The sequence below is a fragment of the Teichococcus aestuarii genome (genome assembly GCF_042651065.1).
GTDB lineage: Bacteria > Pseudomonadota > Alphaproteobacteria > Acetobacterales > Acetobacteraceae > Pseudoroseomonas > Pseudoroseomonas aestuarii.
Genome location: NZ_JBHSCH010000001.1, coordinates 83775 through 106070, shown reverse-complemented (window position 1 = coordinate 106070; position 22296 = coordinate 83775). Strand labels below are relative to the sequence as shown.

Genomic DNA, 22296 nt, shown 5'->3' with positions numbered 1-22296 from the left:
TGGCCATGCGGGGCCGCGGCGGGCCTGCAACGGCAAGGACACAGGCCCCATGTCTCTCCTCCTCACCCGGCGCGGCGTGCTGACGGGCGCGGGCACCCTGCTCGCCGCCCGGCCGCTGCGCGCCGCCACGCCCCGCCGCATCGTCATCGCCATGCCCAACTCGCCCGGCACGGCGACGCTGGAGCCCAGCCGCGATTACGGCAACGTCTCCTTCCGCATGGGCTACAATCTCTACGATACGCTGATCGGCATCGACTACCGCGATGGCGCGAAGCTGGTGCCGGGCCTGGCCACGCGCTGGGAGCGCCTCTCGGCCACCGAGATGGCGTTCACGCTGCGCGAGGGCGTGCTGTTCCATGACGGCAGCCCGATGACGGCGGAGGATGTCGCCTTCACCTTCGGCCCCGAGCGCATGTCCGACCCCAAGGCGCCGGGCTATCTGCAGACACGCCCCTTCCTGCCGACCATCGCCGGCGTGGAAGCCATCGGCCCGATGGCGGTGCGCGTCACCACCACCGGGCCGGACCCGCTGCTGGAGCGGCGCCTGGCGGGCTGGGGCAGCCAGGTCATCAGCAAGCGCGCCTTCCTCGCGGCACCCAGCTTCTCCGCCTGGGAGCAGGCGCCGGTCGGCACCGGCCCGTTCAAGGTGAAGGAGTTCTCCTATGACCGGCGCTTCGTCTTCACCGCGCATGACGCCTATTGGGGCGGCCGGCCGGTGGTGGACGAGCTGGAGTTCCGCGTCGTGCCGGAGCTGGCCAGCCGCCTGAACCAGCTGGCCACCGGCGAGGCGGATTTCATCACCGAGGTCTCGCCCGACCAGATTCCGACCATCCAGTCCATGGCCGGGCGCGCCGTGGCGGGCGGTGCCATCCAGAACGTGCGCGCCATCGTCTACAACAAGTTCGAGCCTGCCCTGGCCGATGCGCGGGTCCGCCGCGCCCTCTCCATGGCGATCGACCGGCAGGCCATCGTGGACAGCCTTTATGGCGGCCGCACCTGGGTGCCGAATGGCCACCAGGACAGGAGCTATGGCGATCTCTACCTGGCCGACTACGAAGGCCCCGGCTTCCAGCCCGACAGGGCCCGCGCCCTGCTGAAGGAGGCGGGCTATGGCGGCCGGCGCATCGCCTACCGCGTGCTGAACAACTACTACACGTTGCAGGTCCAGACAGCCCAGATCCTGAAGGAGATGTGGGGCGCCGTCGGGCTGAATGTCGAGATCGAGGTGAAGGAGAACTGGTCGCAGGTCTACCAGCCCGGCCTCGGCATCTGCGACGCCTCGGACACGATCTTCTGGCAGGACCCGGTGGGCGCGATGGTGCGCCGCTACGGCCCCGGCAGCAACGTGCAGCGCGTCATCAAGGCCTGGACGAACGAGGAGTTCAACGCGCTCTGCCCGGTGCTGCAAAGCTCGCTCGACACTGCGGAGCGCCGCCGCGCCTTCCGCCGGATGCTAGAGATCTACGACGAGGTGGACCCGCCGGGCACCGCCCTGCACGACCTGACCATGTTCTACGGCAAGAAGGCCACGATCGCGTGGCAGGCCTACCCCGTGGAATCCATGGATTTCCGCGCGACGAACATGATCTGAGGCCCGTGGGGGGAGCGCGCTCCCCCCACGACGACCCCTCTCCTCTCAGGCGTTGGCGCCGTGCGGCCGGGTGCGCAGCCCCTCGCGGAGATTCTGGAAGGGCAGCGAGGACGGGTCGGCCACCACGGGGCCGGGCGCCGCCACGACGATCACCTGCTCCGCCAGCGGCTGGAAGTCGGCGCGGAAATGCACGCTGCTCTTCACCGCCACGATCTTCTCCGCCGCCGGCTCCACGCCCAGGTGCCGGAACAGCGCCTGGTCATGCGCCTGCATCTTGCGGCTGACCACGACCACCTTCACGCCACCGATGCCGAGCAGCGCCGAAGGGCCGAGATCGGCGGTGTTGCCGCCGGTCATCGGGCCGGTGCAGGTGAAGCACCCGTCCGAGAGCCGCAGCACCCGCCCCGTCACCTCCAGCGGCGCGCCATCCGACTTGCCGCCGAGCTTCAGCGTCACCTCGGCGCCCTCGCCCGCCGCGTGGCAGGCGGCCGCGCTCTCGGCGTCGTTGATCAGGCCCAGCACGGCATCGGCGCCCTGCCGCACCAGCTCGGCCAGCAGGCCGGTGGTGTCGCCATGGCCGCCGCCGCCGGGGTTGTCCTGCGTGTCGGCCAGCACCACCGGCTTGCCGGGGTTGCGCGCGGCGATGGCGATGGCCTCGGCCACGCCCTCCGCCGCCGGCGCCACGCCGCCGGCGAAGCGCGGCTCGCGCGCCGCCAGCTCGGCCAGCAGCGCGTCGGCGGCGGCATCGGCGGCGTTCTGGTCCTCGGCGTAGCAGGCCAGCGCCACGCCGCAATCGGCGAAGTCGGCATAGGGGAAGCCGAAGCAGAAGCCGAGCTCCACCACGCCCGGCCGCTCGGCGAGGCTGGCGCGGAGGTCCATGATCCCCTTCATCGGCTCCACCAGCGTGCATTGCGCGGTGAGCGAGATCCAGTAGTCGAGCTGGCGGAAGGCGCGGGCATAGGGCGCGCCGCGCGCGATGCGGGCGCCGAGCAGCTCCATGGCGCGGGCGCCGGCCGGCTTCATGTCCACATGCGGATAGGTGCGGAAGGGCACCAGCACATCGGCCAGCCGCACCATCTGCTCGGTCAGGTTGCAATGCGGGTCGAGGCTGGCGGCGATGGGCACCTCGGCGCCCACCACGGCACGCACGCGGCGCAGCAGCTCGCCCTCGGCATCGGGGTAGTCCTCGGCCACCATGGCGCCGTGCAGGTCGAGATAGACGCCGTCCAGCGGTGCCTCCATCAACGCCGCGGTGAGGTCGGCCACGATGCAGGCGGCGATGCGCTCGAAGGCCGCCGCGCGCACCGGCCCGGCCGGGTTGGCGAAGGCCCAGGCGAGCGGCACCAGCGTGTCGCCCCGCTTCTCGCCCACCGCGATGGCGCCGGCCGCCGGCACCGCGCTCGGCCGCAGCGTGTCGAGCAGCGTGGCACCGCGCTGGAAGGCCGGGAAGCCGCCGGGATGGACGAAATCCTCCCACTCCGTCGAGCGTGGCGCGAAGGAATGGCTCTCGTGCAGGAAACCGCCGATGGCGATGCGCATGGACTTCACTCCCCTGTCGCCCGCCCGGCGGTGGCCAGCACCGCGTCGGCGAGCACGACCAGCCCGGCCTCCGCCCATTCGGGCGTGATGGCCTCGGCCTCGTTGTGGCTGATGCCCCCCTCGCAGGGGACGAAGATCATCGCCGTCGGCACGCGGCGGGCGAGATAGACGGCGTCATGCCCGATGCCGGTCGGCATCACGCGGTAGGGCAGGTTGCGGCCCTCGGCGGCCTGGCGCAGCGCGGCGACCAGGGTGGGGTCGAAGGGCGTCAGCGGGAATTCCCAGAAGGGCGCGACCTCCACCTCCACGCCGCGCGCGGCGGCCAGCGCCTCGGCACGCGCCTCCAGCGCCTCGCCCATGCGGGCCAGCGCCTTCGGGTCACCATGGCGGAAGTCGACGCTGAACCACACGCGGCTCGGCACCACGTTGCGGCTGTCCGGCACCACGGTGAGGCGACCGACCGTGCCACGCCCGTCGCCGCCCGCCTCGCGCGCAATTTCCTCCACCGCCTGGACGAGGATGGCGGCGGCCACCATCGCATCCCGCCGCGGCCCCATGGCGGAGCCGGCATGGGCGTCCTCGCCAGTGACGGTGACATCGTACCAGAGCTGCCCCAGCGCGCGGTCCACCACCCCCACCGGGATGCCATCCGCCTCCAGCAGCGGCCCCTGCTCGATATGCACCTCGAAATAGGCGCCGAGCTTCTGAAGCTCGGCCGGGTCGGCCTCGCCCTGCCAGCCGATGCGGCGCAGTTCCTCGCCGAACACGGCGCCGGCCGGGTCGGTCTTGGCCAGCACCTCGACCTCCTCGAACAGGCCCATGGCGACGCCGCTACCCATCATCGGCGGCGCGAAGCGGGCACCCTCCTCGTTGGTCCAGTTGACCAGGACGATGGGCGCCTCTGTCTCGATGCCCGCCTCGTGCAGCGCGCGCAGCACCTCGAGCCCCGCGAGGACGCCCAGCACGCCGTCATACTTTCCGCCCGTCGGCTGGGTATCGAGATGGCTGCCCATCGCCACGGCGGGGCGCGAAGGGTCCCGCCCCTCGCGCCGGATCACCATGTTGCCGACGCGGTCCACGCGCACGGTGCAGCCGAGTTCCTCCGCCCAGCGTTGCAGCAGGGCGCGGCCCTCGCCGTCGAGATCGGTCAGGGTCTGGCGGTTGCAGCCGCCCTTCGCCGTGGCGCCGATCCGCGCCATCTCCATCAGGCTCTCCCAGAGGCGGGCACCGGAGACGGGAAGATTGTTGACGGGAAGGTTTCTCATGCCTTCTCCACCCCGCACCACTCGGCCATGGTCAGCGCGATGGTGCGCGTGGTGGCGTGGAAGCTCTCCAGGCCGACGCTCTCGTCGATGCCGTGGATGGCATCGGCATCCGGCCCGAAGCAGGCCACCGGCGTCTTCTGGTACAGTTCGAAGAAGCGGCCATCGGTGAGGCCGGAGGCGGGATAGTCGCGCAGCTCGCGGCCATTGGCCTCCGAGAAGTGGCGCTGCACCATCTTCACGATGGTGGCTTCCTTGTCGAACACGCAGGGGTCGGCCATGAAGCCGGCGAATTCCAGCGCCACCTTGGTGCCGCGCAGCCGCTCATCGGCCGCCGCCTCGGCCACCAGCCGCTCGATATCGGCCTTCACGGCCTTCGCCGTGTTGCCCATCATGATGCCGACGCGCAGGCCGATCTTGGCGCGGGTGGGGACGGAGCTGTTCCACTCGCCGCCCTGCACCGTGCCGAAATTGACGTTGACCGGGTGGTTCACGCCGAAGAAGGAGGAGTGGATGTTCTCCGCCCGGTTCATCTCCGCCTCATAGGCCTTGAAGCGCTGGGAGATGACATAGGCCGCCTCGATGGCGTTGACCCCCGCCTGCATGTCGCGCACATGCACGGGGCGGCCTGTCACCGTCACCCAGGCCCAGATGACGCCGACCTCGGCGGTGTAGAGCCCTTCCACGCCGGGGCCGGGCTCGGGGATGATGACGGCATCGCATTTCGGCAGCGCCATCATGCAGGCCAGCGCGCCATTGCCGGTGCATTCCTCCTCGATGACCGAGTGGAACTGCACCTCGGCGGCCGGCTGCAGCCCCGCGAGTTGCAGCGCGCGGAAGGCCATGACGTTGGAGATGTCGCCCGCCTTCATGTCGCCGGCGCCACGGCCATACATGCGCCCCGCCCGGATGCTGGGCTCGTAGGGCGGCGTCTCCCAGATCTCGGCGGCCCCCTCCGGCACCACGTCGACATGGCCCTGCAGCACCAGGCTGCGGCCCTTCCGCTCGCGCGGCTTGAACACGGCGGCCACATTGTCCCGCCCCTCATAGGAGACGAGCGGCGGCGAGAAGCCGGGGTGGCCGGCCAGCTGCTCCGGCACGGTGGGGATGCGGATCGGGTCGAGGCCGAGCGACTGGTAGTTGCGCGCCATCTCGTCGAGCGCGGAGGCCTCGTTGCCCAGGGTGGAGGGGCAGCGCACCAGACGCTCCAGCGCCGCGACGGCCTCCCCTTCCAGCGCCTGCACGGCGTCGAGGATGGCGCGGCGGACGCCGGAATCGAGTGTCGACATGATCGGTCCTTCAGGCAGATTCGGAAAGTTCGGGAGGAGTCCACTCCCGTCCGGGGATGCTGTCCAGCAGGGCGCGGGTGTATTCGTGCTTCGGCGCGCCAAACACCTGATCCGTCGCGCCCAGCTCGACGATGGCGCCGCGCCGCATGACCGCTATGCGATCGCAGATCTGCGCGGCCACGCGCAGGTCGTGGGTGATGAACAGCATGGTCAGCCCCAGCCGCTGGCGGATTTCCGCGAGTAGCTCCAGCACCTGCGCCTGCACCGAGACATCGAGCGCCGAGACCGGCTCGTCGGCGATCAGCAGCTCCGGCTGCATCGCCAGCGCCCGGGCCAGGCCGATGCGCTGCCGCTGCCCGCCGCTGAACTCGTGCGGGTAGCGCTCCAGCGCGGATTCGTCGAGCCGCACCAGCCGCAGCAGCTCGCGCGCCCGTGCCAGGGCCTCGGCGCGCGGCACGCCGTGGGTGATGGGGCCTTCCATGATCGCCTCCCCCACCTTGCGGCGCGGATTGAGCGAGGCGTAGGGGTCCTGGAACACCATCTGGATGCGGCGCCGGTAGGGCAGCCAGCCCTGGCGCGAGAGCGGCCGCAGGTCGGTGCCGTGGAACAGGATTTCTCCTTGCTCCGGCTCCACCAGCCGCACCACGCAGCGGGCGAGGGTCGACTTGCCCGAGCCGCTCTCGCCCACCAGCCCCAGCGTCTCGCCCTTGTTCAGCGTGAAGTCGGCATCGTGGATGGCGCGCACCGTGGCGCGGGCGCCGAACCAGCCGCCGCGCTGGTAGGTCTTCTGCACCCCCTTCATCTCCAGCACCGGCGCGGGGCGGATGGCGGCGCGCGCGGCGGCCGCGCCATGCGGCACGGCGGCAACGAGGGCGCGGGTATAGGGGTGCCGCGGCGCGTTCAGGATCTCGGCCGCCGGCCCCTGCTCGACGATGCGGCCCTGCTGCATCACCGCCACCCGGTCCGCGATCTCCGCCACCACGCCGAAATCATGGGTGATGAACATCACCCCCATGCCCTTGCGGGACTGGATCTCGCGGATCAGCCGCAGGATCTGCATCTGCGTCGTCACGTCGAGCGCGGTGGTCGGCTCGTCGGCGATCAGCAGCGCCGGTTCGAGCGCGAGGGCCATGGCGATCATCACGCGCTGCCGCTGGCCGCCCGAGAGGCGGAAGGGGTGCATGCGCGCGATCGCCGCCGGGTCCGGCAGGTTCACGGCGGCCAGCAGCTCCGGCACGCGGGCGCGCGCCGCGTGGCCCTGGCCATGCACCTGCAGGGCTTCCGCGATCTGGTCGCCCACCTTCATCAGCGGGTTCAGCGCCGTCATCGGCTCCTGGAACACCATGGCCATGCGGCGGCCCCGGCGGGAGCGCAGCGCCTCGGCGGAGAGGCCGAGGATCTCCTCCCCCTCGAAGGTGATGCGGCCCGCCGTCACCGGCAGGCCCTTGGGCAGCAGCCCCATCACCGTGTTGGCGGTGATCGACTTGCCCGAGCCGCTCTCGCCCACCACGCAGAGGATCTCGCCGGCATCGAGATGCAGCGAGAGATCCTCCACCGCATGCGGCCGGTCGGCGCCCGCGGGCAGGGCGACGGTGAGGTTCTCGACAGTGAGGAGCCGGGTCATGCCTTGCCTCCGCGGTTGCGCGCGAGGCGCGGGTTCAGCGCGTCCGACAGCCCCTCGCCCACCAGGTTGAGCGACAGCACGGTGAGGAAGATGGCGATGCCGGGAAACACGCTCATCCACCAGGCGATGCGGATGACGCTGCGCCCGGAGCCGATGAGGAAGCCCCAGCTCATCATGTTCGGGTCGCCGAGGCCGAGGAAGGAGAGCGCGCTCTCCAGCAGGATGGCGGAGGCCACCATCAGCGAGGCGAGCACGACGATGGGCGAGAGCGCGTTGGGCAGGATGTCGCCAAAGACGATGGCAAGGCGGGACTTGCCCAGCACCTCGGAGGCCTGCACGAACTCGCGCGAGCGCAGCGACAGGAACTCCGCCCGCACCACCCGCGCCACCGGCGGCCAGGACACCACGGCGATGGCGAAGACGATGCTGCCAATGGTGGGCGTGAAGATCGCCACCAGCAGGATGGCCAGCACGAAGCTCGGGATGGTCTGGAAGAACTCGGTGAAGCGCATCACCACGTCATCCGCCCAGCCGCCGAGATAGCCGGCGAAGGCGCCGAGCGAGACGCCGATGACCAGCGCCACCACGGTGGAGACGGCGCCCACCAGCAGCGAGACGCGCGCGCCATGCGCGATGCCGGCGGCGACATCGCGCCCCAGGCTGTCCGTGCCGAGCAGCATGCCCATCTCGCCCGGCGGCGCGAAGGGCATCCCCGCCATGTCCCACGGGCTGCCGGGGTAGAGCAGCGGCGCCAGCGCGGCCAGCGCCAGCACGCCGAGCAGGATGACCAGCCCCACCACCGCGCCGCGGTTGCGCGCGAAGTTGCGCCAGAAGTCCTTCATGCCGAGGCCTCCACGCGCGGATCGACGAGGGCGTAGAGCAGGTCGGTGACCAGGTTGAACAGCACCACCATGACGCTGGTGCAGAAGAACACGCCCATCAGCACCTGGTAGTCGCGCGCCAGCAGCGCCTCGAATGCCAGCCGCCCGATGCCGGGCCAGGCGAACACCGTCTCCACCAGGATCGAGCCGCCGACGAGCTGCCCCGCCTGGATGCCGGCGAAGGTGATGACCGGCAGCAGCGCGTTGCGCAGGATGTGCCGGCGCAGGATGCGCCCCTCCGGCACGCCCTTGGCGCGCGCCGTCTTGACGAAATCCTGGTCCGCCACCTCCAGCATGGTGGCGCGCGTCAGCCGCGCATAGACCGCCACATAGAACAGGCCGAGCGTCAGCCCGGGCAGGATCAGGTGCCTGCCGACATCCAGCACCGCCTCCAGCCCGCTCATCTCGACGCCGACCGAGGCCATGCCGAAGGAGGGCAGCCATTCCAGCGTCACGCTGAACAGCAGCACCAGCATCAGCCCTACCCAGAACAGCGGCGTGGCGTAGAAGGCCAGCGCCAGCACGGTGATGACGGAATCCCCCCAGGTGCCGACGCGCCGCGCCGCCAGCGCCCCCATGGTGACGCCGAGACCCACCGCGAAGAGAAAGGCCGCGCCGGTGAGCAGCAGCGTCGCCGGCAGCCGGTCCCACAGCAGGGTGGAGACGGGCATTTGCTGGCGGTGGCTGAAGCCGAGATCGAGCGTCAGCACGCCTTTCAGGTAGAGCCAGAGCTGCACGTGCAGCGGCTGGTCCAGTCCGAACTGGGCGCGCAGCTGCTCCAGGAATTTCGCGTCGGCCGCGCCCGACTGCCCGGCGATGATGCTCGCCGGGTCGCCGGGGGCGGCGTGGATGAGGAAGAAGTTGCAGACGACGATCGCGAGCACCACGACCGCCGCCTTCACCACGCGGCCCAGCAGGTAGCCCGGCAGCTTCGAGGCCCCCATCAGGCCAGGAACACGTCGTCGAAGCTGGCATGCACCCCGGCGCCCGAGGTGATGACGTTGTTCAGCTTCCTGTCGTAGATGGTGGGAAAGGCCATCTCCATCAGCCAGACCAGCGGCACCTCCTCCACCAGCAGTTTCTGCACCTCGCTGAAGGCAGCCTGCCGCGCCTTCGGGTCGGCCGCATCGCGCGCCTGGGTGAACAGCGCGTCCACCTTCGGGTTGGCGTAGCCGGCCACGTTGGAGAACAGGATCTTCTTGATGTTGGTGGAGACATAGCTGCGCTCGACGCCGAGCGTCGGGTCGCCATACTGGTAGAGGTAGTTGATGGTGGTATCGAACTCCCAGTTCGCCGTGCGCTGCGCCCAGGTGCCGACATCGACGCTCTCAAGCTGGAGGTCGACACCCACCTGCCGCAGCGACTGCCGCAGGAACTCGCCGAGGCGGGTGAACACCTCGCCATAGGGCAGCGAGAGGTGGCGGATGGTGAAGCGCACCCCCTGCCCGTTCGGCTTCAGCCCCGCCTCGTCCAGCAGCTTCTTCGCCGCCTCGACATTGTAGGCCGGCATCTTCGCGCTGGCGTCGTAGAAGCGGGTGGAGCTGGCGACCGGGCCGGTGGCCGGCTTGCCGATGCCGAACCACAGGCGCTGGGCGATGAAGTCGCGGTTCACCGCATGGGCCAGCGCCTTGCGCACCCGGACGTCGTCGAGCGGCTTCACGCGGTGGTTCAGCTCCAGCCACATCAGCGGGCCGAAATATTCCCACCCCGCCGTCTGCACCTCGAGGTTGGGGCGCGCGCGCATCTGCGGCACGTCGAAGGGCTCGATGTCGTTCGACTGGGTGAGCTGCACCTGGCCCGTCTCCAGCGCCAGGCGGCGGCTCTGGCTGTCCGGCACCACGCGGTAGATGATCGAGTCGAGATAGGGCTGGCCCGGCTTCCAGTAGCCGTCGAACCGCTCCAGCCTGATGAAGTTGCCGCGCTGCCACTCGACGAAGCGGAACGGCCCGGTGCCGATGGGCTTCTGCACCGCCGGCGCCTGCCGGTAGTCCTGCCCGTCGAACAGGTGCTTCGGCACGATGGCCGAGACCGTCACGTCGAACATCAGCAGGAAGGGCTCGAAGGGCGCGGAGAGCACGAACTTCACCGTGTTCGCGTCGACCGCCACGCCTTCCTTGATGCGGGCGAAGACGCCGCGGGCGCGGGGCGAGACCTCCATGTGGAACTTCATGATGGAGAACACCACGTCCTCGGCCGTCATCGGCTGGCCGTCGTGGAACTTCACGTTCTCCTGCAGGTGGAAGGTGTATTCCAGCCCGTCGGCGCTCACCTCCCAGCTTTTCGCCAGCTCCGGCATCGGCTCCAGCTTGGCGCTGTAGCGCAGCAGCCCCTGGAAGATCTTGCCGCCGACGATCAGCGTCGGCGCCTGGTTGTTGACGCCGACATGCAGCACCGGCGGCTCGGGATTGACGATGGTGGTCAGCGTGCCGCCCCGCTTGGGCTGGATGCCCTGCGCCAGCGCATCCCCGGCGCGCATCAGCCAGGGGGAAACGATCGCTGTGGCCATGAGGCCACGACGTGACAGACCCATTTGGGTTCTCCCGATGAAACTTCCCTGGAACGAACGCTAGCCCTGCCTTGGGCGGATCGACAAGGGCGCATGGCAGGCATAACCTCCGTTCATGCGAGCCTTTGCCCATCCCGACCAGTCGCGGCACACGCCGCAATTCTTCCTCCAGCGCGGCCAGGTGCGCCGCAACTTCGAGGTGCCGGGGCGGGCCGAGGCCCTGCTCGCCGCGCTAGAGGCCATGGGCGCGGCGCCGGAGATGGCGCCCACCGCCCCGCGCGAGGCGCTGCTCGCCGTGCATGACGAAGGCTACGTGGCCTTCCTCGCCGAGGCCGCCGAGGCCTGGGCGGCGCTGCCCGAGAAGGGCCCCGAGGTGGTGGCCAACATGCACCCGGCGCCCGAGATGCTGGCGCAGGGCGCCACCATGGCCAGCGGCATCGTCGGCCGCACCGGCTGGTACACGGCCGACACCGCCTGCCCGATCGGCCCCGGAAGCTGGGAATCGATCCTCGGCGCGGCGAGCTGCGCCCTGGCGGCGGCCGATGTGGCGGCCCAGGGCGGCACCACCTACGCGCTGAGCCGCCCGCCCGGCCACCACGCCTATGCCGCCCGCGCCGGCGGCCATTGCTACGTCAACAACAGCGCGCTCGCCGCCGAGCATCTGCGCCGGGCGGGGGCGAAGCGCGTCGCCGTCATCGACATCGACGCCCACCATGGCAACGGCACACAGGGCATCTTCTGGGAGCGCGGCGACGTGCTGACCGTCTCGGTTCATGGCGACCCGGCGGGCTACTATCCCTGGTATGTCGGCTATGCCGGCGAGACGGGTGGCGGCGCGGGCGCCGGCTGCAACCTGAACCTGCCCCTGCCCCAGGGCAGCGGCGACGATGCGTGGCTGGAGGCCGTCGCCGCCGCCGCCGCGCGGGCGCGGGAGTTCGGCGCCGAGGCGCTGGTGGTGCCGCTCGGCTTCGACGCCTCGGAGCACGAGCCGCTAAGCTACCTGCGCGTCAGCGCGGACGGCTTCGCCCGCGCGGGCGCCATGCTCTCCGGCCTCGGCCTGCCCACGGCGGTGGTGCAGGAGGGCGGCTACAATGCCGAGAAGATTGGCGGGCTGCTGGAGCGCTTCCTCACCGGCTGGGGCCGCTGAAGAACCAATAGGTTGAACACTCTGGAGCGGAACCGTATCGTCCGTTCCATGAGCATTGCCCGCCTGGCCAGCTTCGCCTTCTCCGGCATCGAGACGCTGCCGGTGGAGGTGCAGGTGCAGATCGCCCCCGGCCTGCCGGCCTTCATCCTGGTGGGGCTGCCGGACAAGGCGGTGGCCGAGAGCCGGGAGCGGGTGCGCGCCGCCCTCACCGGGCTGGGGCTGGCGCTGCCGCCGAAGCGGGTGCTGGTGAACCTCGCCCCCGCCGGGCTGCAGAAGGAAGGCAGCCATTTCGACCTGCCCATCGCCCTGGCGCTGCTGGCGGCGATGGACATCGTGCCGCGCGAGGAGCTGGCGGGCTTCGCCGCGCTGGGCGAGCTGGCGCTGGACGGCGCCATCGGGCCGGTGGCCGGCATCCTGCCCGCCGCGCTGGGCGCCGCGGGCCGCGGGCTGGGGCTGATCTGCCCCGGCGCACAGGGGCCGGAAGCGGCCTGGGCCGGCTCCATCGAGATCCTGGCGGCGGAGGATCTGCGGCAGCTCATCGCGCACCTGACGGGGCGGCAGCTCATGACGCCCCCCACGCCCCCGGCGCTGGAGCGGGATGCTCCGCCCGGCCCCTGCCTCTCCGAGGTGAAGGGGCAGGAGAGCGCCAAGCGGGCGCTGGAGATCGCCGCCGCCGGGCGGCACAATCTGCTTCTCGTCGGGCCGCCCGGCGCGGGCAAGTCGATGCTCGCCGCCCGCCTGCCCGGCCTGCTGCCCGACCTGACGCCGGCGGAGGCACTGGAGGTGAGCCTGGTGCGCAGCGTGGCCGGGCTGATCGAATCCGGCCGCATCTCCGCCCGCCCGCCCTTCCGGGACCCGCACCATTCCGCCAGCCAGGCGGCGCTGATCGGCGGCGGGCCGGGGGCACGGCCGGGCGAGATCAGCCTGGCGCATCGGGGCGTGCTGTTCCTGGACGAGTTGCCGGAATTTCCCCGCCCTGCCCTGGAGGCGCTGCGCCAGCCGCTGGAGACGGGCGAATGCGTCATCAGCCGCGCCGCGGCGCATGTGCGCTACCCGGCGCGGCTGCAACTGGTGGCGGCGATGAACCCCTGCCGCTGCGGCCATCTGGGCGAGGCGTCTCGCGAATGCGGCCAGGCGCCCCGCTGCGGCGAGCAGTACCAGGCCAAGCTCTCCGGCCCGCTGCTGGACCGGATGGACCTCACCATCGGCATGGCGCCGATACCGCCCGGCGAACTGGCGCGGGCACCGTCCGGGGAGACCAGCCGCGACATCGCCGCGCGGGTGGCGGCAGCGCGGCGGCGGCAGGTGGCGCGCTTCGGCGCCGGCGGGCCGCCCAGCAATGCCGAGGCACCGCTCGAGGCGCTCACCCCCCTGGCAGAGCCCGAGGCGCTGGCACTGGCCGAGCAGGCGGCGCTGCGCCTGGGGCTATCCAACCGCGGCTTCACCCGCTGCCTGCGGGTGGCGCGCAGCATCGCCGATCTCGCGGGGGCGGAGCGGATCGCCCGGCCGCACATGGCCGAGGCGCTGACCTACCGGCAGCGCCTGCGCCAGCCACAGCCGGTGAATTAGAGCCCGAAGCGGCGCGGCCGGGCGGCGTGCCACTGCCGCGCCATGCGCTGCCGGCGCCAGTCGAGCAGCGGCGCCACGGCCAGCAGCGGCACCGTCGCCATCACCAGCAGGCCCAGCAGGGCACCGGCCCGCAGGCCCAGCAGGATATAGCCGCCGGCGGCCGCCCCCATGCTGACCACGTTGGCGCCCACGGCCGCAATCCACCACAGGCGTATGGCGCGGATGCGGCCAACCGCCTCGGGCTGCCCGGGCTGTTCCTCGGTATAGACGCGCCCATCGTCCCGGACCTCGTAGAGACGGCCCGGGTTGATGGAGAAAGGAGAAGGTGAGCGTTCCGTCGTCAGCGCCGCATCATGGTGGCGGACATGCGGAAGGCCTGCCCGTTGCGCTTGGCGCGCCACCACAGGCTGCCGAAGGCCACCAGCCCCGCCACCAGGGCCACCGGCAGCGCCAGGGCGAAGAAGGCCACCGCGATGCCGGCCACGACAATGCCGACGGCGACGATGGCCACCAGCGCGGCCACGCCGCCAAGGCGCATCAGCAGCCGGTCAAGCCAGGTCGTCGGGCGTGGCGCGGGGCCACGGAATTCGCCCTCGGGCGTCATGTCGAGAACAGGGCGGTCGTGCGATCGCGGGTCCATGGAGCATGATGTTGCGCCAAACCGGTTCCGGTTCAAGACCTTTCCGATTTGTCATGTTGAAATCGGCACCGCGCCGCCCGGCATGCTATGCAGCGACCCATGACGCATCGCTGGCGCAACGCGGCCTTGCTGGCCCTCTTCCTGCTCGGCACGGCTCCCGTCGCTTGGGCCGAGCCGCCACGCCGGCCGAATGCCGCGCAGCTCGAGGCCATACGCCGTTGGCTCTGCCCGAATGGCGGCGCCCCGGTGAAGGGCGTGCCCGGCCGCTGCGACCGCGCGATGGACAGGGCGCCGGGCGGCGGCGCCTGGGATGCGGGGCTGGCCCCCGCCCGGCGCGACGCCGGCATGGCCTGCCCGGACGGCACGCGCCCGGTGCTGGCCCGCGGCCACCGCGACATCATCCGCTGCCTGCCGAGCTGAGGCGGGGGGCTAGCCGCCACGCAGCATCGCCTCGGCCCGGCGCACGGCGGCGAGCGGCAGGCTGGCGCGGCCCACAACGCGCTCCCGCACCACCACCAGCCAGCGGTCCTCCGGCATGTCGGGGCGGAGTTCCACCACCCGCGCCTCGTCGTCCAGCGCCACGGCATGGCGCCAGTGCCAGCGGAACATCACCGGCCCACGAACGCGAACGACGCGGGCGATGGGATCGCCCGCGTCGTCGCAACCAACCCATTCCAGCGCCCGGTGCGGATCTGCCGCGCCGGGCCCCGGATCCTCGATGCGGCCGCGCTGCCAGCGGAGCCGCATCGTCAGCCTCAGGCGGACTGCTTCATGATCTCGTCGGCCACGTTGCGCGGCACGGGATCGTAGTGGTGGAACTGCATCGAGAAGGAGGCGCGACCCTTGGTCATGCCACGCAGGTTGGAGATGTAGCCGAACATCTCCTTCAGCGGGACATGGGCGCGGACGATGACGGAGGTGCCCGCCATATCCTGGCTCTGGATCACGCCGCGGCGACGGTTGAGGTCGCCCACCACGTCACCGACATGGTCCTGCGGGGTGGTCACCTCGACGTCCATGATCGGCTCCAGGATCACCGGGCCGGCCAGCTTCATGCCCTCGCGGAAGCAGGCCTTGGCGGCGATCTCGAAGGCCAGGGCCGAGGAGTCGACGTCGTGGTACTTGCCGTCCGTCAGGGTGTACTTGAAGTCCACCGTCGGGAAGCCGGCCAGCACGCCGGTGTCGGCCTGGACCTTGATGCCCTTCTCGACCGCCGGGATATACTCCTTCGGCACCGAGCCGCCGACGACGCCGTTGTGGAACTCGATGCCCTCGTTCCGCTCCTTCGGCTCGAAGGTGATCTTCACCTCGGCGAACTGGCCCGAACCACCCGACTGCTTCTTGTGCGTGTAGGTGTGGGTGTGCGGCTTGGTGATCGTCTCGCGGTAGGCCACCTGCGGCGCGCCGATGTTGGCGTCCACGCCGTACTCGCGGCGCAGGCGGTCGATGATGATCTCGAGGTGCAGCTCGCCCATGCCGGACAGGATGGTCTGGCCGGTCTCCTGGTCGGTCTTCAGGCGGAGCGAGGGGTCCTCGCTGGCCAGCTTCTGCAGGCCGAGCGTCATCTTCTCGACGCCGTCCTTGGTCTTCGGCTCGACGGAGATGTCGATGACCGGCACCGGGAAGGCCATGCGCTCCAGCACCACCGGGTCGGACGGGTCGGCCAGGGTGTCGCCCGTGCCGGTGTCCTTCAGGCCCACCACCGCGACGATGTCGCCGGCGAAGATCTCCTTGACCTCCTCGCGCTTGTCGGCGTGCATCTGGAACATGCGGCCGATGCGCTCCTTGTGACCCTTGGTCGTGTTCAGCATGGTGTCACCCTGCTTGATCACGCCCGAGTACACCCGGATGAAGGTCAGGTTGCCGTACTTGTCGTTGATGATCTTGAAGGCCAGCGCCGAGAAGGGCGCCTGCTCGCTGATCTCGATGACGCGGCGCTCGGCGCTGGGGTCGTCGTCCTGGCCCTCCTCGGGGGCGACCTTGATGCCCTCGACGTCCACCGGGCTCGGCAGGTAGTCGACCACGGCGTCCAGCAGCGGCTGCACACCCTTGTTCTTGAAGGAGGAACCGCACAGCACCGGGCGGAAGGTGCCGGCGATGGTGCCCTTCTTGATGCACTTCTTCAGGGTCTCGACCGAGACGTCGCCCTTCTCGAAATACTCTTCCATCGCCGCGTCATCCACCGAGAGGGCGGTGTCGAGCAGCAGCTGGCGGTACTCGGCGGCCTTGTCGGCCAGGTCGGCGGGGATCTCGGTCTCGTGGTACTTGGCGCCGAGCTCGTCGCCTTCCCACACCAGCGCCTTCATCGTGACGAGGTCGACGATGCCCTTCAGCGTGTCCTCGATGCCGATCGGCAGCTGCAGCGTCACCCAGGTGATGCCGAGCTTCTCGGTCAGCGTCGCGGCGGCGCGGTAGAAGTCGGCGCCCGTGCGGTCCAGCTTGTTGACATAGATGATGCGCGGCACGTTGTAGCGGTCGGCCAGGCGCCAGTTGGTCTCGGACTGCGGCTGCACGCCGGCCACGCCCTCGATCACGAACACCGCGCCGTCGAGCACGCGCAGCGAGCGGTTCACCTCGATGTTGAAGTCGATGTGGCCGGGGGTGTCGATGATGTTGATGCGGTGGTCGTTCCACATCGCCGTCACGGCCGCGGAGGTGATCGTGATGCCACGCTCACGCTCCTGCTCCATGTAGTCGGTCGTGGTGTTGCCCTCGTGGACCTCACCGATCTTGTGGGACTTGCCGGTGTAATACAGGATCCGCTCGGTCGTCGTCGTCTTGCCGGCGTCGATATGCGCCGTAATGCCGATGTTGCGGATCTTCTCGAGCGGGGTGCGCGCCACGGGGGCCTCCATACGCGTCGCGGCGGCTGCCGCGCTGAAAATTGCACGGCGCCAGCCGCGCGGAAAAGTCACGCGGCGGCTGCCGCGCGGAAGACATACGCGGCAGGTGCCGCGTGGGAAAGGGGTATGCGCGATGGGCTCGGCCTTCCCTCCGCGCCCTCGCCTGAAGCTCTGTTTGCCGGTCCGGGACCGCCCAAGCCTTGGCGGCGGCCTCGGGGGGCCGGACCATTGCCCTCAGCCCACCGCTGCCGCAGGACCGCAGGGCCTGCCGGATCCGAGGGCGCGGCCAAACCGCCGGGCGATTCACCGCACCCACCGTCGCGGCGCAGATGCACCGGATCGGGGTGTATTGCAAGCGGTAAGTAGGAACGCTCTCCCCGTCCGTCACGGCGAAGCCATGTCACTGCTCGTTGCAGAGAGGATGGGGCGGGAGTGCCGGCCTCTCCGGATATGGGCATCCGCGGCATCCATGCCACCCTCCGCTCCGGCCTGAATGCGCGGCCGGACCGGCCTGTCCCGGCGCAGTCGCTATCCTGGCGGCAGGGGGCGGGAGGCACGGATCACCGGCCCCGAGGCGCCCCTGCTTCCGCCTCTGAGGGCGGCAGGCATCGGAGCAACGCCCTGCTCGCGGTGAGCGAGCCCGGCCGCATGGCCCGGGTGGGCAGCTATGCCGGCACCGGCCGTGGCATAGCCGGCGCCGCCTTCCTGGCCCGGAGCGCCGCGACCGGCAGGCGAATGATGAAGGAGGGGCCGGGCTTCGTCCAAGGCAGGCTGCCGGAGGGTGGCAATCCAGCCGAGGCTAGGCCTAGCCGGCGCCTCCCAGGGCCTGCGGGGCGGCTGAGGAGGGCGCGTCCCCCTCCCCTGGCCCGCCCTCAGTCGTCGCGGTGGATTCGTTCCATGCGCTCGTGGCGCTCCTGCGCCTCGATGGAGAGGGTGGCGATGGGGCGCGCCTCCAGCCGGCGCAGGCCGATCGGCTCGCCCGTCTCCTCGCAATAGCCGTAGGTGCCGTTCGCGATCCGCTCCAGCGCCTGATCGATCTTGGAGATCAGCTTCCGGGCACGGTCGCGGGTGCGCAGTTCCAGCGCCCGGTCGGTCTCGACACTGGCGCGGTCCGCCAGATCGGCCTCGCTGATACCGCCCTCGCTCAGACTGGCCAGCGTGTCTCCGGCCTCACGCAGCAGATCCTGACGCCAGCGCAGCAGCTTCTGGCGAAAATATTCCTGCTGCTGGGGGTTCATGAATTCTTCAGTGTCAGACGGCCGATAGTCCGGCGGCAGCGTAATCAGCATTGGTTCGATCCCCCGGCCTTCGGGAAAAAGTTCCCGCGAACCTTCCCCTGAGGGCGGCCGGACCATACAGGGCCGCCCCCCTCGAAGCCAAGAGGCGGTTGTATGGCTTACCCCATGAAATTTCCGCTGAGCCTGTGCAATTTGCCGGCCGCTTCAGCAGGATGGCACTTCCGGGGGCAGGAAGCGCCCGGTGGCGGCTACTGCGCCATCACGCCGGAGAGAAACGCCGTCAGCCCCGCGACGCCGAGCATCACCACCAGGGCGGATTTGAACAGCGTCGTCCAGTCGGAACGGTCGCCCTCGCCTTCCTCGGAATGGTAGGCGGGGCGCTGGACCTTCTGCCAATCGCCACGCGAAGGCAACTCGCTGCGGTCGGCCAGGGACCGGTTGGCCGGCTCGGCGGAAATATCCGGCGACATCTCGATGAAAGCTCCACTGCCTGAGGACCCGTTACCGGGATCTGCACGCAGGAACGTTCACGCCACCGAGCCGTTCCACGCAACACGCATGCCTGTGAGGACGAGTCACAAACCTGGTAGCGCAGCGAGGAGCCGGGACCGGCCGGCTCAGAAGCGCGCCAGCGCGGCGCCCCAGGTAAGACCGCCGCCGATCGCCTCCATCAGCACCAGGTCGCCCTGGCGGATGCGCCCGTCCCGCGTCGCCTCGGCCAGCGCCAGGGGAATGGAGGCGGCGGAGGTGTTGGCGTGGCGGTCCACCGTCACCACCACCTGCTCGCGCGGCAGGCCGAGCTTGCGGCCCATCGCTTCGATGATGCGCAGATTGGCCTGGTGCGGCACCAGCCACTTCACGTCCGACTTGTCGAGTCCGTTGGCCTGCAGCGCCTCGTCCACCACGCTCGCCAGCTTGCTGACGGCGTGGCGGAACACCTCCTTGCCGGTCATCCGCAGCAGGCCGCTGTCGCCCTCCACCTGCAGGATGTCGCCATGCCGGCCATCGGCGTGCAAATGGCAGGAGAGCAGGCCGCGCTCGGTGCTGCCGGCCTCCGCGGCGCACAGCACCACCGCGCCGGCACCGTCGCCGAACAGCACGCAGGTGCCGCGGTCCGCCCAGTCCAGGATGCGCGAGAACACCTCGGCGCCGATCACCAGCGCGCAGCGGCACTGCCCCGCCTTCATCATCGCATCCGCCACGGAGAGGGCATAGACGAAGCCGGTGCAGGCGGCGGCGATGTCGAAGGCGAATCCCTGCGTCACGCCGAGCTTGGCCTGCACCCGCGCCGCCGTGGAGGGGAACACCGAATCCGGCGTGGCGGTGGCCACGATGACGGCGTCCACCGCCTCCACCCCGAGGCCGGCCTGCGCCAGGGCGGCGCGGGCGGCGGCGGCGGCCATGTCGCTGGCCAGCTCGCCCGGCGCCGCCAGGTGGCGCTGGCGGATGCCGGTGCGCTCGCGGATCCAGGCGTCGGAAGTGTCGAGGCCGTGGCGTGCCGCCAGGGCCTCGTTGTCCAGCACCAGCTCGGGGAGGTAGGCGCCGGTGCCGGCGATCAGGGCGCGATAGGTCATGCGGCGAGGTCCCAGGGGCCGCCTGTCAGCGGGCGTTGACGCCGGGCTCGGCGGCGGCGGCCACGGCGGGCTTGCCGCGCGGCGGCAGCGTCGCCAGCACCTCGCGGATGCGGTCGTTGAAGCGGTGGTTCACCATGTCCATGGCGACGTCCACCGCATGGGCGAAGCCCAGCGCATCGGTGCCGCCATGGCTTTTCACCACCACGCCGTTCAGGCCGATCAGCACGGCGCCGTTGTAGCGTCGGGGGTCCATCCACTCGCGCAGCCGGTCCAGCGCCGGGCGGGCGAGAAGGTAGCCGAGCTTGGCCGCCAGCGAGGAGGTGAAGACCTGCTTCAGCAGCGTGCCCACCAGCTTGAAGGCGCCTTCGCCGGTCTTGAGCGCGACATTGCCGGTGAAGCCGTCCGTCACCACCACGTCGACAGTGCCGGCGGTGATGTCGTGCCCCTCGACGAAGCCGTGGAAATTGGGGGCCAGCACCGTCTCGCGCAGCATCTCGGCCGCCTGGCGGACACGGTCGTCGCCCTTCAGCTCCTCGCTGCCCACGTTGAGCAGGCCGATGCTGGGCTTGGTGAGCCCCAGCACCGCGCGCGCGAAGGCGTCACCCATCACGGCGAACTCGACGAGGTTGCGCGGGTCGCAGACGATGTTGGCGCCAAGGTCGAGCAGCACCACGTCGCCGCGCGCCGAGGGGCCGATGGCGGCAAGCGCCGGCCGGTCAACCTCCGGCAGCGCCTTCACCACGATCTTGCCGAGCGCCATCAGCGCGCCGGTGTTGCCGGCGGATACGACACCCGCCGCCTCCCCCGCCGCCACCGCGTCGATGGCGATGCGCATGGAGGAGTTGCGGACGCGCAGCGCGGCCGTCGGCTTCATGTCGCCCGGGATGGATTCCGGCGCATGGCGGATGGCGCAGACGCGCGCGGCCTTGGGCCGGCGCGCCAGCAGCGCGCCGAGCCGGGCTTCGTCACCCACCAGCAGGAAGCGCGCCTTCGGGTGCCGCTCCGCCGCGAGTTCCAGACCGTCCAGCACCGATTCCGGTGCATGGTCGCCGCCCATGGCATCGATGGCCAGGGCGAAGCCCCCCGCAGGCGGTTGCTGCGGGGCGCTGCCCTGCGGCAGTGTCACCTGCGACAAGGTGTCAAATCCCCTCGGCGGGCCGGAACAATCAGGTGCGGACCGCCGCCTTCAGGGCCTTGCCGGCGGCAACGACCTCGCGGCCGTCATAGTGGCCGCAGGAGGCGCAGATATGGTGCGGGCGCTTCAGCTCGCCGCAGTTGGGGCACTCGTGGTGTGCCTGGGTGGACAGGGCCTCGTGGCTGCGGCGCATCCCGCGGCGGGAGGGCGAAACCTTCTTTTTCGGAACGGCCATGGCGCCGGGCCTCTCTTCTTAACGTGCTGTCGTAGTCAGCGGTAAATCAGGAAGGCCGCGCCATTACCACCCCACCCCCCCGGGTGCAAGCGCCATGCGCCGGCCGCCACGCGGCGGGGGCCGCCGGAGAGCCGGCCGCAGGGCCGGCCGGGGGCGCTGATTCTCAGTCCAGCCGGACGGCGTAGCGGTGCCGCTCGGTGTCGATCATGGAGAGCCGCACTTCCACCGGCCGGTCCGCCACATCATAAGCGATACGCTGCACCATCAGCAGCGGCGTGCCCTCCGGCTTGCCCAGGGCGGCGGCCGTCTCGGCATCGGCGCCGGCGGCCGACAGCTCCTCCTCGGCGCGCTCCACCGTCACGCCATGGGTACGCTGGAAATAAACGTAGAGCTCGGAGGGCTGCTCGCCCGGCGGCAGCGCGAATCCGGAGAAGACGGCGCCGGAGAGGGTGCAGCGCTCGAAGATTCGCGGGCTGCCGTCCAGCATGCGAATCCGCCGCAGGTGGTAGACCGGGGCACCCGTCTCCAGCCCCAGCGCCGCCGCCTCCCATGGCGCCGCCTGCCCCTGGGCGCAGGAGATGATCATGATGCGCGACACCACGGCGCGGCCGCTGAGGTCGCGCACGCGGAAGAAGTGGAAGCGGGCCGTGTCGCTGGTGTGCTTCGCCACCGTCGTGCCGCGGCCCTGCCGGCGGTCGATCAGGTGGCGGCGCTCGAGCGCGGCCAGCGCCTTGCGGACAGTGCCCTGCGAGACGCCCAGCTCGCTCGCCAGCTCCGGCTCGGCCGGCAGGAGGTGGCCCGGAGGCCAGGTGCCGCCGACGATCCGACCGAGCAGGATCTCCTCCACCTGGCGATAGAGCGGGCGGGCATCCAGGCGGGATCGGGAGGAAGTGGCCGTCATCGGGCAGCGGTCATCGGCATGGAGAGCAGCATGGTCCTTCGGCCGTCACAGGATCTGGAAATGCTCTGTTCACGATCTGCGTAGCCGGATCAAGGCGTTCCAGAAGATAGACTTGTGTCTTATACAAGACCTGTTAAGATGAGGTCTCTCGGGATTGCTCTGCAGGCCGAGTTTGGGGAGGAACAGTCCCGCTAAAGGGACGGAGAAAGAGCGTATGACGGCGCCCAGGCCATGTCCGGGCGCCGTCCGCTTTTTCAGGCCCTCCACGCCCCTTCCCTCCCGTCCCGCCTTCCTGTCTAAACGCCTGCGCCGGAAGAAGGTG

General features: G+C 70.6%; 21 protein-coding genes. 4 read left to right on the top strand and 17 right to left on the bottom strand.

Annotation, left to right across the window (positions count from 1 at the left end):
* Nucleotides 1–49 precede the first annotated feature (49 nt).
* Nucleotides 50–1591, top strand: coding sequence for an ABC transporter substrate-binding protein (locus ACFOY6_RS00490; protein WP_379648286.1), 1542 nt, complete (start codon nt 50–52; stop codon nt 1589–1591).
* Between the two features lie 45 nt (nt 1592–1636).
* On the opposite strand, the gene ACFOY6_RS00485 is transcribed toward ACFOY6_RS00490, so the two are convergent.
* Genes ACFOY6_RS00485 through ACFOY6_RS00455 form a run of 7 tightly spaced genes read right to left on the bottom strand, consistent with a single transcriptional unit; the run spans nt 1637 to nt 10716 of the window.
* Complete coding sequence (locus tag ACFOY6_RS00485) at nt 1637–3130, bottom strand: M81 family metallopeptidase (protein ID WP_109515355.1); 1494 nt, start codon at nt 3128–3130, stop codon at nt 1637–1639.
* A gap of 5 nt (nt 3131–3135) precedes the next feature.
* Nucleotides 3136–4395 (bottom strand): Zn-dependent hydrolase, encoded by a 1260-nt coding sequence (locus ACFOY6_RS00480; RefSeq protein ID WP_379648284.1) that lies wholly within the window; start codon nt 4393–4395, stop codon nt 3136–3138.
* Nucleotides 4392–5681, bottom strand: a complete 1290-nt coding sequence (locus tag ACFOY6_RS00475) for an ArgE/DapE family deacylase (RefSeq protein WP_379634478.1) — start codon at nt 5679–5681, stop codon at nt 4392–4394. Before ACFOY6_RS00475 ends, ACFOY6_RS00480 begins: the two co-directional genes overlap by 4 nt.
* A gap of 10 nt (nt 5682–5691) precedes the next feature.
* Nucleotides 5692–7305 (bottom strand): ABC transporter ATP-binding protein, encoded by a 1614-nt coding sequence (locus ACFOY6_RS00470; RefSeq protein ID WP_379648282.1) that lies wholly within the window; start codon nt 7303–7305, stop codon nt 5692–5694.
* Nucleotides 7302–8147, bottom strand: a complete 846-nt coding sequence (locus ACFOY6_RS00465) for an ABC transporter permease (protein WP_379634480.1) — start codon at nt 8145–8147, stop codon at nt 7302–7304. The genes ACFOY6_RS00470 and ACFOY6_RS00465 overlap by 4 nt, the downstream gene beginning before the upstream one ends.
* Complete coding sequence (locus tag ACFOY6_RS00460; protein ID WP_379648280.1) at nt 8144–9130, bottom strand: ABC transporter permease; 987 nt, start codon at nt 9128–9130, stop codon at nt 8144–8146. Before ACFOY6_RS00460 ends, ACFOY6_RS00465 begins: the two co-directional genes overlap by 4 nt.
* Nucleotides 9130–10716: an ABC transporter substrate-binding protein gene (locus ACFOY6_RS00455; protein ID WP_245906065.1), complete on the bottom strand. Its 1587-nt coding sequence runs from the start codon at nt 10714–10716 to the stop codon at nt 9130–9132. Before ACFOY6_RS00455 ends, ACFOY6_RS00460 begins: the two co-directional genes overlap by 1 nt.
* A 91-nt stretch (nt 10717–10807) precedes the next feature.
* Between ACFOY6_RS00455 and ACFOY6_RS00450 the strand changes: the two genes are divergently transcribed.
* Nucleotides 10808–11839, top strand: a complete 1032-nt coding sequence (locus ACFOY6_RS00450; RefSeq protein WP_379648278.1) for a histone deacetylase family protein — start codon at nt 10808–10810, stop codon at nt 11837–11839.
* 48 nt (nt 11840–11887) lie between these two features.
* Complete coding sequence (locus ACFOY6_RS00445; protein ID WP_379648276.1) at nt 11888–13408, top strand: YifB family Mg chelatase-like AAA ATPase; 1521 nt, start codon at nt 11888–11890, stop codon at nt 13406–13408.
* Here the strand turns inward: ACFOY6_RS00445 and ACFOY6_RS00440 are convergent.
* Together ACFOY6_RS00440 and ACFOY6_RS00435 are read right to left on the bottom strand one after the other, a co-directional pair.
* Nucleotides 13405–13809, bottom strand: a complete 405-nt coding sequence (locus ACFOY6_RS00440) for a hypothetical protein (protein WP_379634487.1) — start codon at nt 13807–13809, stop codon at nt 13405–13407. The genes ACFOY6_RS00445 and ACFOY6_RS00440 overlap by 4 nt on opposite strands.
* Nucleotides 13749–14048, bottom strand: coding sequence for a hypothetical protein (locus tag ACFOY6_RS00435; RefSeq protein ID WP_379634489.1), 300 nt, complete (start codon nt 14046–14048; stop codon nt 13749–13751). Before ACFOY6_RS00435 ends, ACFOY6_RS00440 begins: the two co-directional genes overlap by 61 nt.
* 99 nt (nt 14049–14147) lie before the next feature.
* Here ACFOY6_RS00435 and ACFOY6_RS00430 point away from each other — a divergent pair, with 99 nt between their 5' ends.
* The gene (locus ACFOY6_RS00430) at nt 14148–14468 is read left to right on the top strand and encodes a hypothetical protein (protein ID WP_109515346.1); all 321 of its coding nucleotides are present in this window, start codon (nt 14148–14150) and stop codon (nt 14466–14468) included.
* Nucleotides 14469–14477: 9 nt separating this feature from the next.
* Here ACFOY6_RS00430 and ACFOY6_RS00425 read toward each other — a convergent pair whose 3' ends face one another.
* The 8 genes from ACFOY6_RS00425 to ACFOY6_RS00390 all read right to left on the bottom strand — a co-directional run bounded on the left by ACFOY6_RS00425 (nt 14478) and on the right by ACFOY6_RS00390 (nt 21974).
* Nucleotides 14478–14795, bottom strand: a complete 318-nt coding sequence (locus ACFOY6_RS00425) for a hypothetical protein (protein WP_109515345.1) — start codon at nt 14793–14795, stop codon at nt 14478–14480.
* A gap of 8 nt (nt 14796–14803) precedes the next feature.
* Entirely contained in the window at nt 14804–16903 is a 2100-nt protein-coding gene (fusA, locus tag ACFOY6_RS00420) for an elongation factor G (RefSeq protein WP_379634491.1), read from the bottom strand.
* Nucleotides 16904–17763: 860 nt separating this feature from the next.
* On the bottom strand, nt 17764–18180 hold the full coding sequence (gene dksA, locus ACFOY6_RS00415; RefSeq protein WP_109515344.1) for an RNA polymerase-binding protein DksA: 417 nt from the start codon (nt 18178–18180) through the stop codon (nt 17764–17766).
* A 197-nt stretch (nt 18181–18377) separates the two neighbouring features.
* The gene (locus tag ACFOY6_RS00410; protein WP_109515343.1) at nt 18378–18599 is read right to left on the bottom strand and encodes a hypothetical protein; all 222 of its coding nucleotides are present in this window, start codon (nt 18597–18599) and stop codon (nt 18378–18380) included.
* A gap of 147 nt (nt 18600–18746) precedes the next feature.
* The gene (locus ACFOY6_RS00405; RefSeq protein ID WP_379648274.1) at nt 18747–19703 is read right to left on the bottom strand and encodes a beta-ketoacyl-ACP synthase III; all 957 of its coding nucleotides are present in this window, start codon (nt 19701–19703) and stop codon (nt 18747–18749) included.
* A 25-nt stretch (nt 19704–19728) separates the two neighbouring features.
* On the bottom strand, nt 19729–20760 hold the full coding sequence (gene plsX / locus ACFOY6_RS00400; RefSeq protein WP_245906075.1) for a phosphate acyltransferase PlsX: 1032 nt from the start codon (nt 20758–20760) through the stop codon (nt 19729–19731).
* Between the two features lie 109 nt (nt 20761–20869).
* Nucleotides 20870–21073: a 50S ribosomal protein L32 gene (gene rpmF, locus ACFOY6_RS00395; protein ID WP_109515341.1), complete on the bottom strand. Its 204-nt coding sequence runs from the start codon at nt 21071–21073 to the stop codon at nt 20870–20872.
* 163 nt (nt 21074–21236) lie between these two features.
* A complete protein-coding gene (locus ACFOY6_RS00390; protein WP_109515340.1) occupies nt 21237–21974 on the bottom strand; it encodes a GntR family transcriptional regulator in 738 nt (245 codons plus the stop codon).
* Nucleotides 21975–22296 lie beyond the last annotated feature (322 nt).

What these genes read in the sequence shown, in the direction of transcription:
- ACFOY6_RS00490 (WP_379648286.1), top strand. Translation starts at nt 50, where the DNA reads ATGTCTCTCCTCCTCACCCGGCGCGGCGTGCTGACGGGCGCGGGCACC.
- ACFOY6_RS00485 (WP_109515355.1), bottom strand. Translation starts at nt 3,130, where the DNA reads ATGCGCATCGCCATCGGCGGTTTCCTGCACGAGAGCCATTCCTTCGCG.
- ACFOY6_RS00480 (WP_379648284.1), bottom strand. Translation starts at nt 4,395, where the DNA reads ATGAGAAACCTTCCCGTCAACAATCTTCCCGTCTCCGGTGCCCGCCTC.
- ACFOY6_RS00475 (WP_379634478.1), bottom strand. Translation starts at nt 5,681, where the DNA reads ATGTCGACACTCGATTCCGGCGTCCGCCGCGCCATCCTCGACGCCGTG.
- ACFOY6_RS00470 (WP_379648282.1), bottom strand. Translation starts at nt 7,305, where the DNA reads ATGACCCGGCTCCTCACTGTCGAGAACCTCACCGTCGCCCTGCCCGCG.
- ACFOY6_RS00465 (WP_379634480.1), bottom strand. Translation starts at nt 8,147, where the DNA reads ATGAAGGACTTCTGGCGCAACTTCGCGCGCAACCGCGGCGCGGTGGTG.
- ACFOY6_RS00460 (WP_379648280.1), bottom strand. Translation starts at nt 9,130, where the DNA reads ATGGGGGCCTCGAAGCTGCCGGGCTACCTGCTGGGCCGCGTGGTGAAG.
- ACFOY6_RS00455 (WP_245906065.1), bottom strand. Translation starts at nt 10,716, where the DNA reads ATGGGTCTGTCACGTCGTGGCCTCATGGCCACAGCGATCGTTTCCCCC.
- ACFOY6_RS00450 (WP_379648278.1), top strand. Translation starts at nt 10,808, where the DNA reads ATGCGAGCCTTTGCCCATCCCGACCAGTCGCGGCACACGCCGCAATTC.
- ACFOY6_RS00445 (WP_379648276.1), top strand. Translation starts at nt 11,888, where the DNA reads ATGAGCATTGCCCGCCTGGCCAGCTTCGCCTTCTCCGGCATCGAGACG.
- ACFOY6_RS00435 (WP_379634489.1), bottom strand. Translation starts at nt 14,048, where the DNA reads ATGGACCCGCGATCGCACGACCGCCCTGTTCTCGACATGACGCCCGAG.
- ACFOY6_RS00430 (WP_109515346.1), top strand. Translation starts at nt 14,148, where the DNA reads ATGACGCATCGCTGGCGCAACGCGGCCTTGCTGGCCCTCTTCCTGCTC.
- ACFOY6_RS00425 (WP_109515345.1), bottom strand. Translation starts at nt 14,795, where the DNA reads ATGCGGCTCCGCTGGCAGCGCGGCCGCATCGAGGATCCGGGGCCCGGC.
- fusA (WP_379634491.1), bottom strand. Translation starts at nt 16,903, where the DNA reads ATGGAGGCCCCCGTGGCGCGCACCCCGCTCGAGAAGATCCGCAACATC.
- dksA (WP_109515344.1), bottom strand. Translation starts at nt 18,180, where the DNA reads ATGCTGATTACGCTGCCGCCGGACTATCGGCCGTCTGACACTGAAGAA.
- ACFOY6_RS00410 (WP_109515343.1), bottom strand. Translation starts at nt 18,599, where the DNA reads ATGTCGCCGGATATTTCCGCCGAGCCGGCCAACCGGTCCCTGGCCGAC.
- ACFOY6_RS00405 (WP_379648274.1), bottom strand. Translation starts at nt 19,703, where the DNA reads ATGACCTATCGCGCCCTGATCGCCGGCACCGGCGCCTACCTCCCCGAG.
- plsX (WP_245906075.1), bottom strand. Translation starts at nt 20,760, where the DNA reads ATGGGCGGCGACCATGCACCGGAATCGGTGCTGGACGGTCTGGAACTC.
- rpmF (WP_109515341.1), bottom strand. Translation starts at nt 21,073, where the DNA reads ATGGCCGTTCCGAAAAAGAAGGTTTCGCCCTCCCGCCGCGGGATGCGC.
- ACFOY6_RS00390 (WP_109515340.1), bottom strand. Translation starts at nt 21,974, where the DNA reads ATGACGGCCACTTCCTCCCGATCCCGCCTGGATGCCCGCCCGCTCTAT.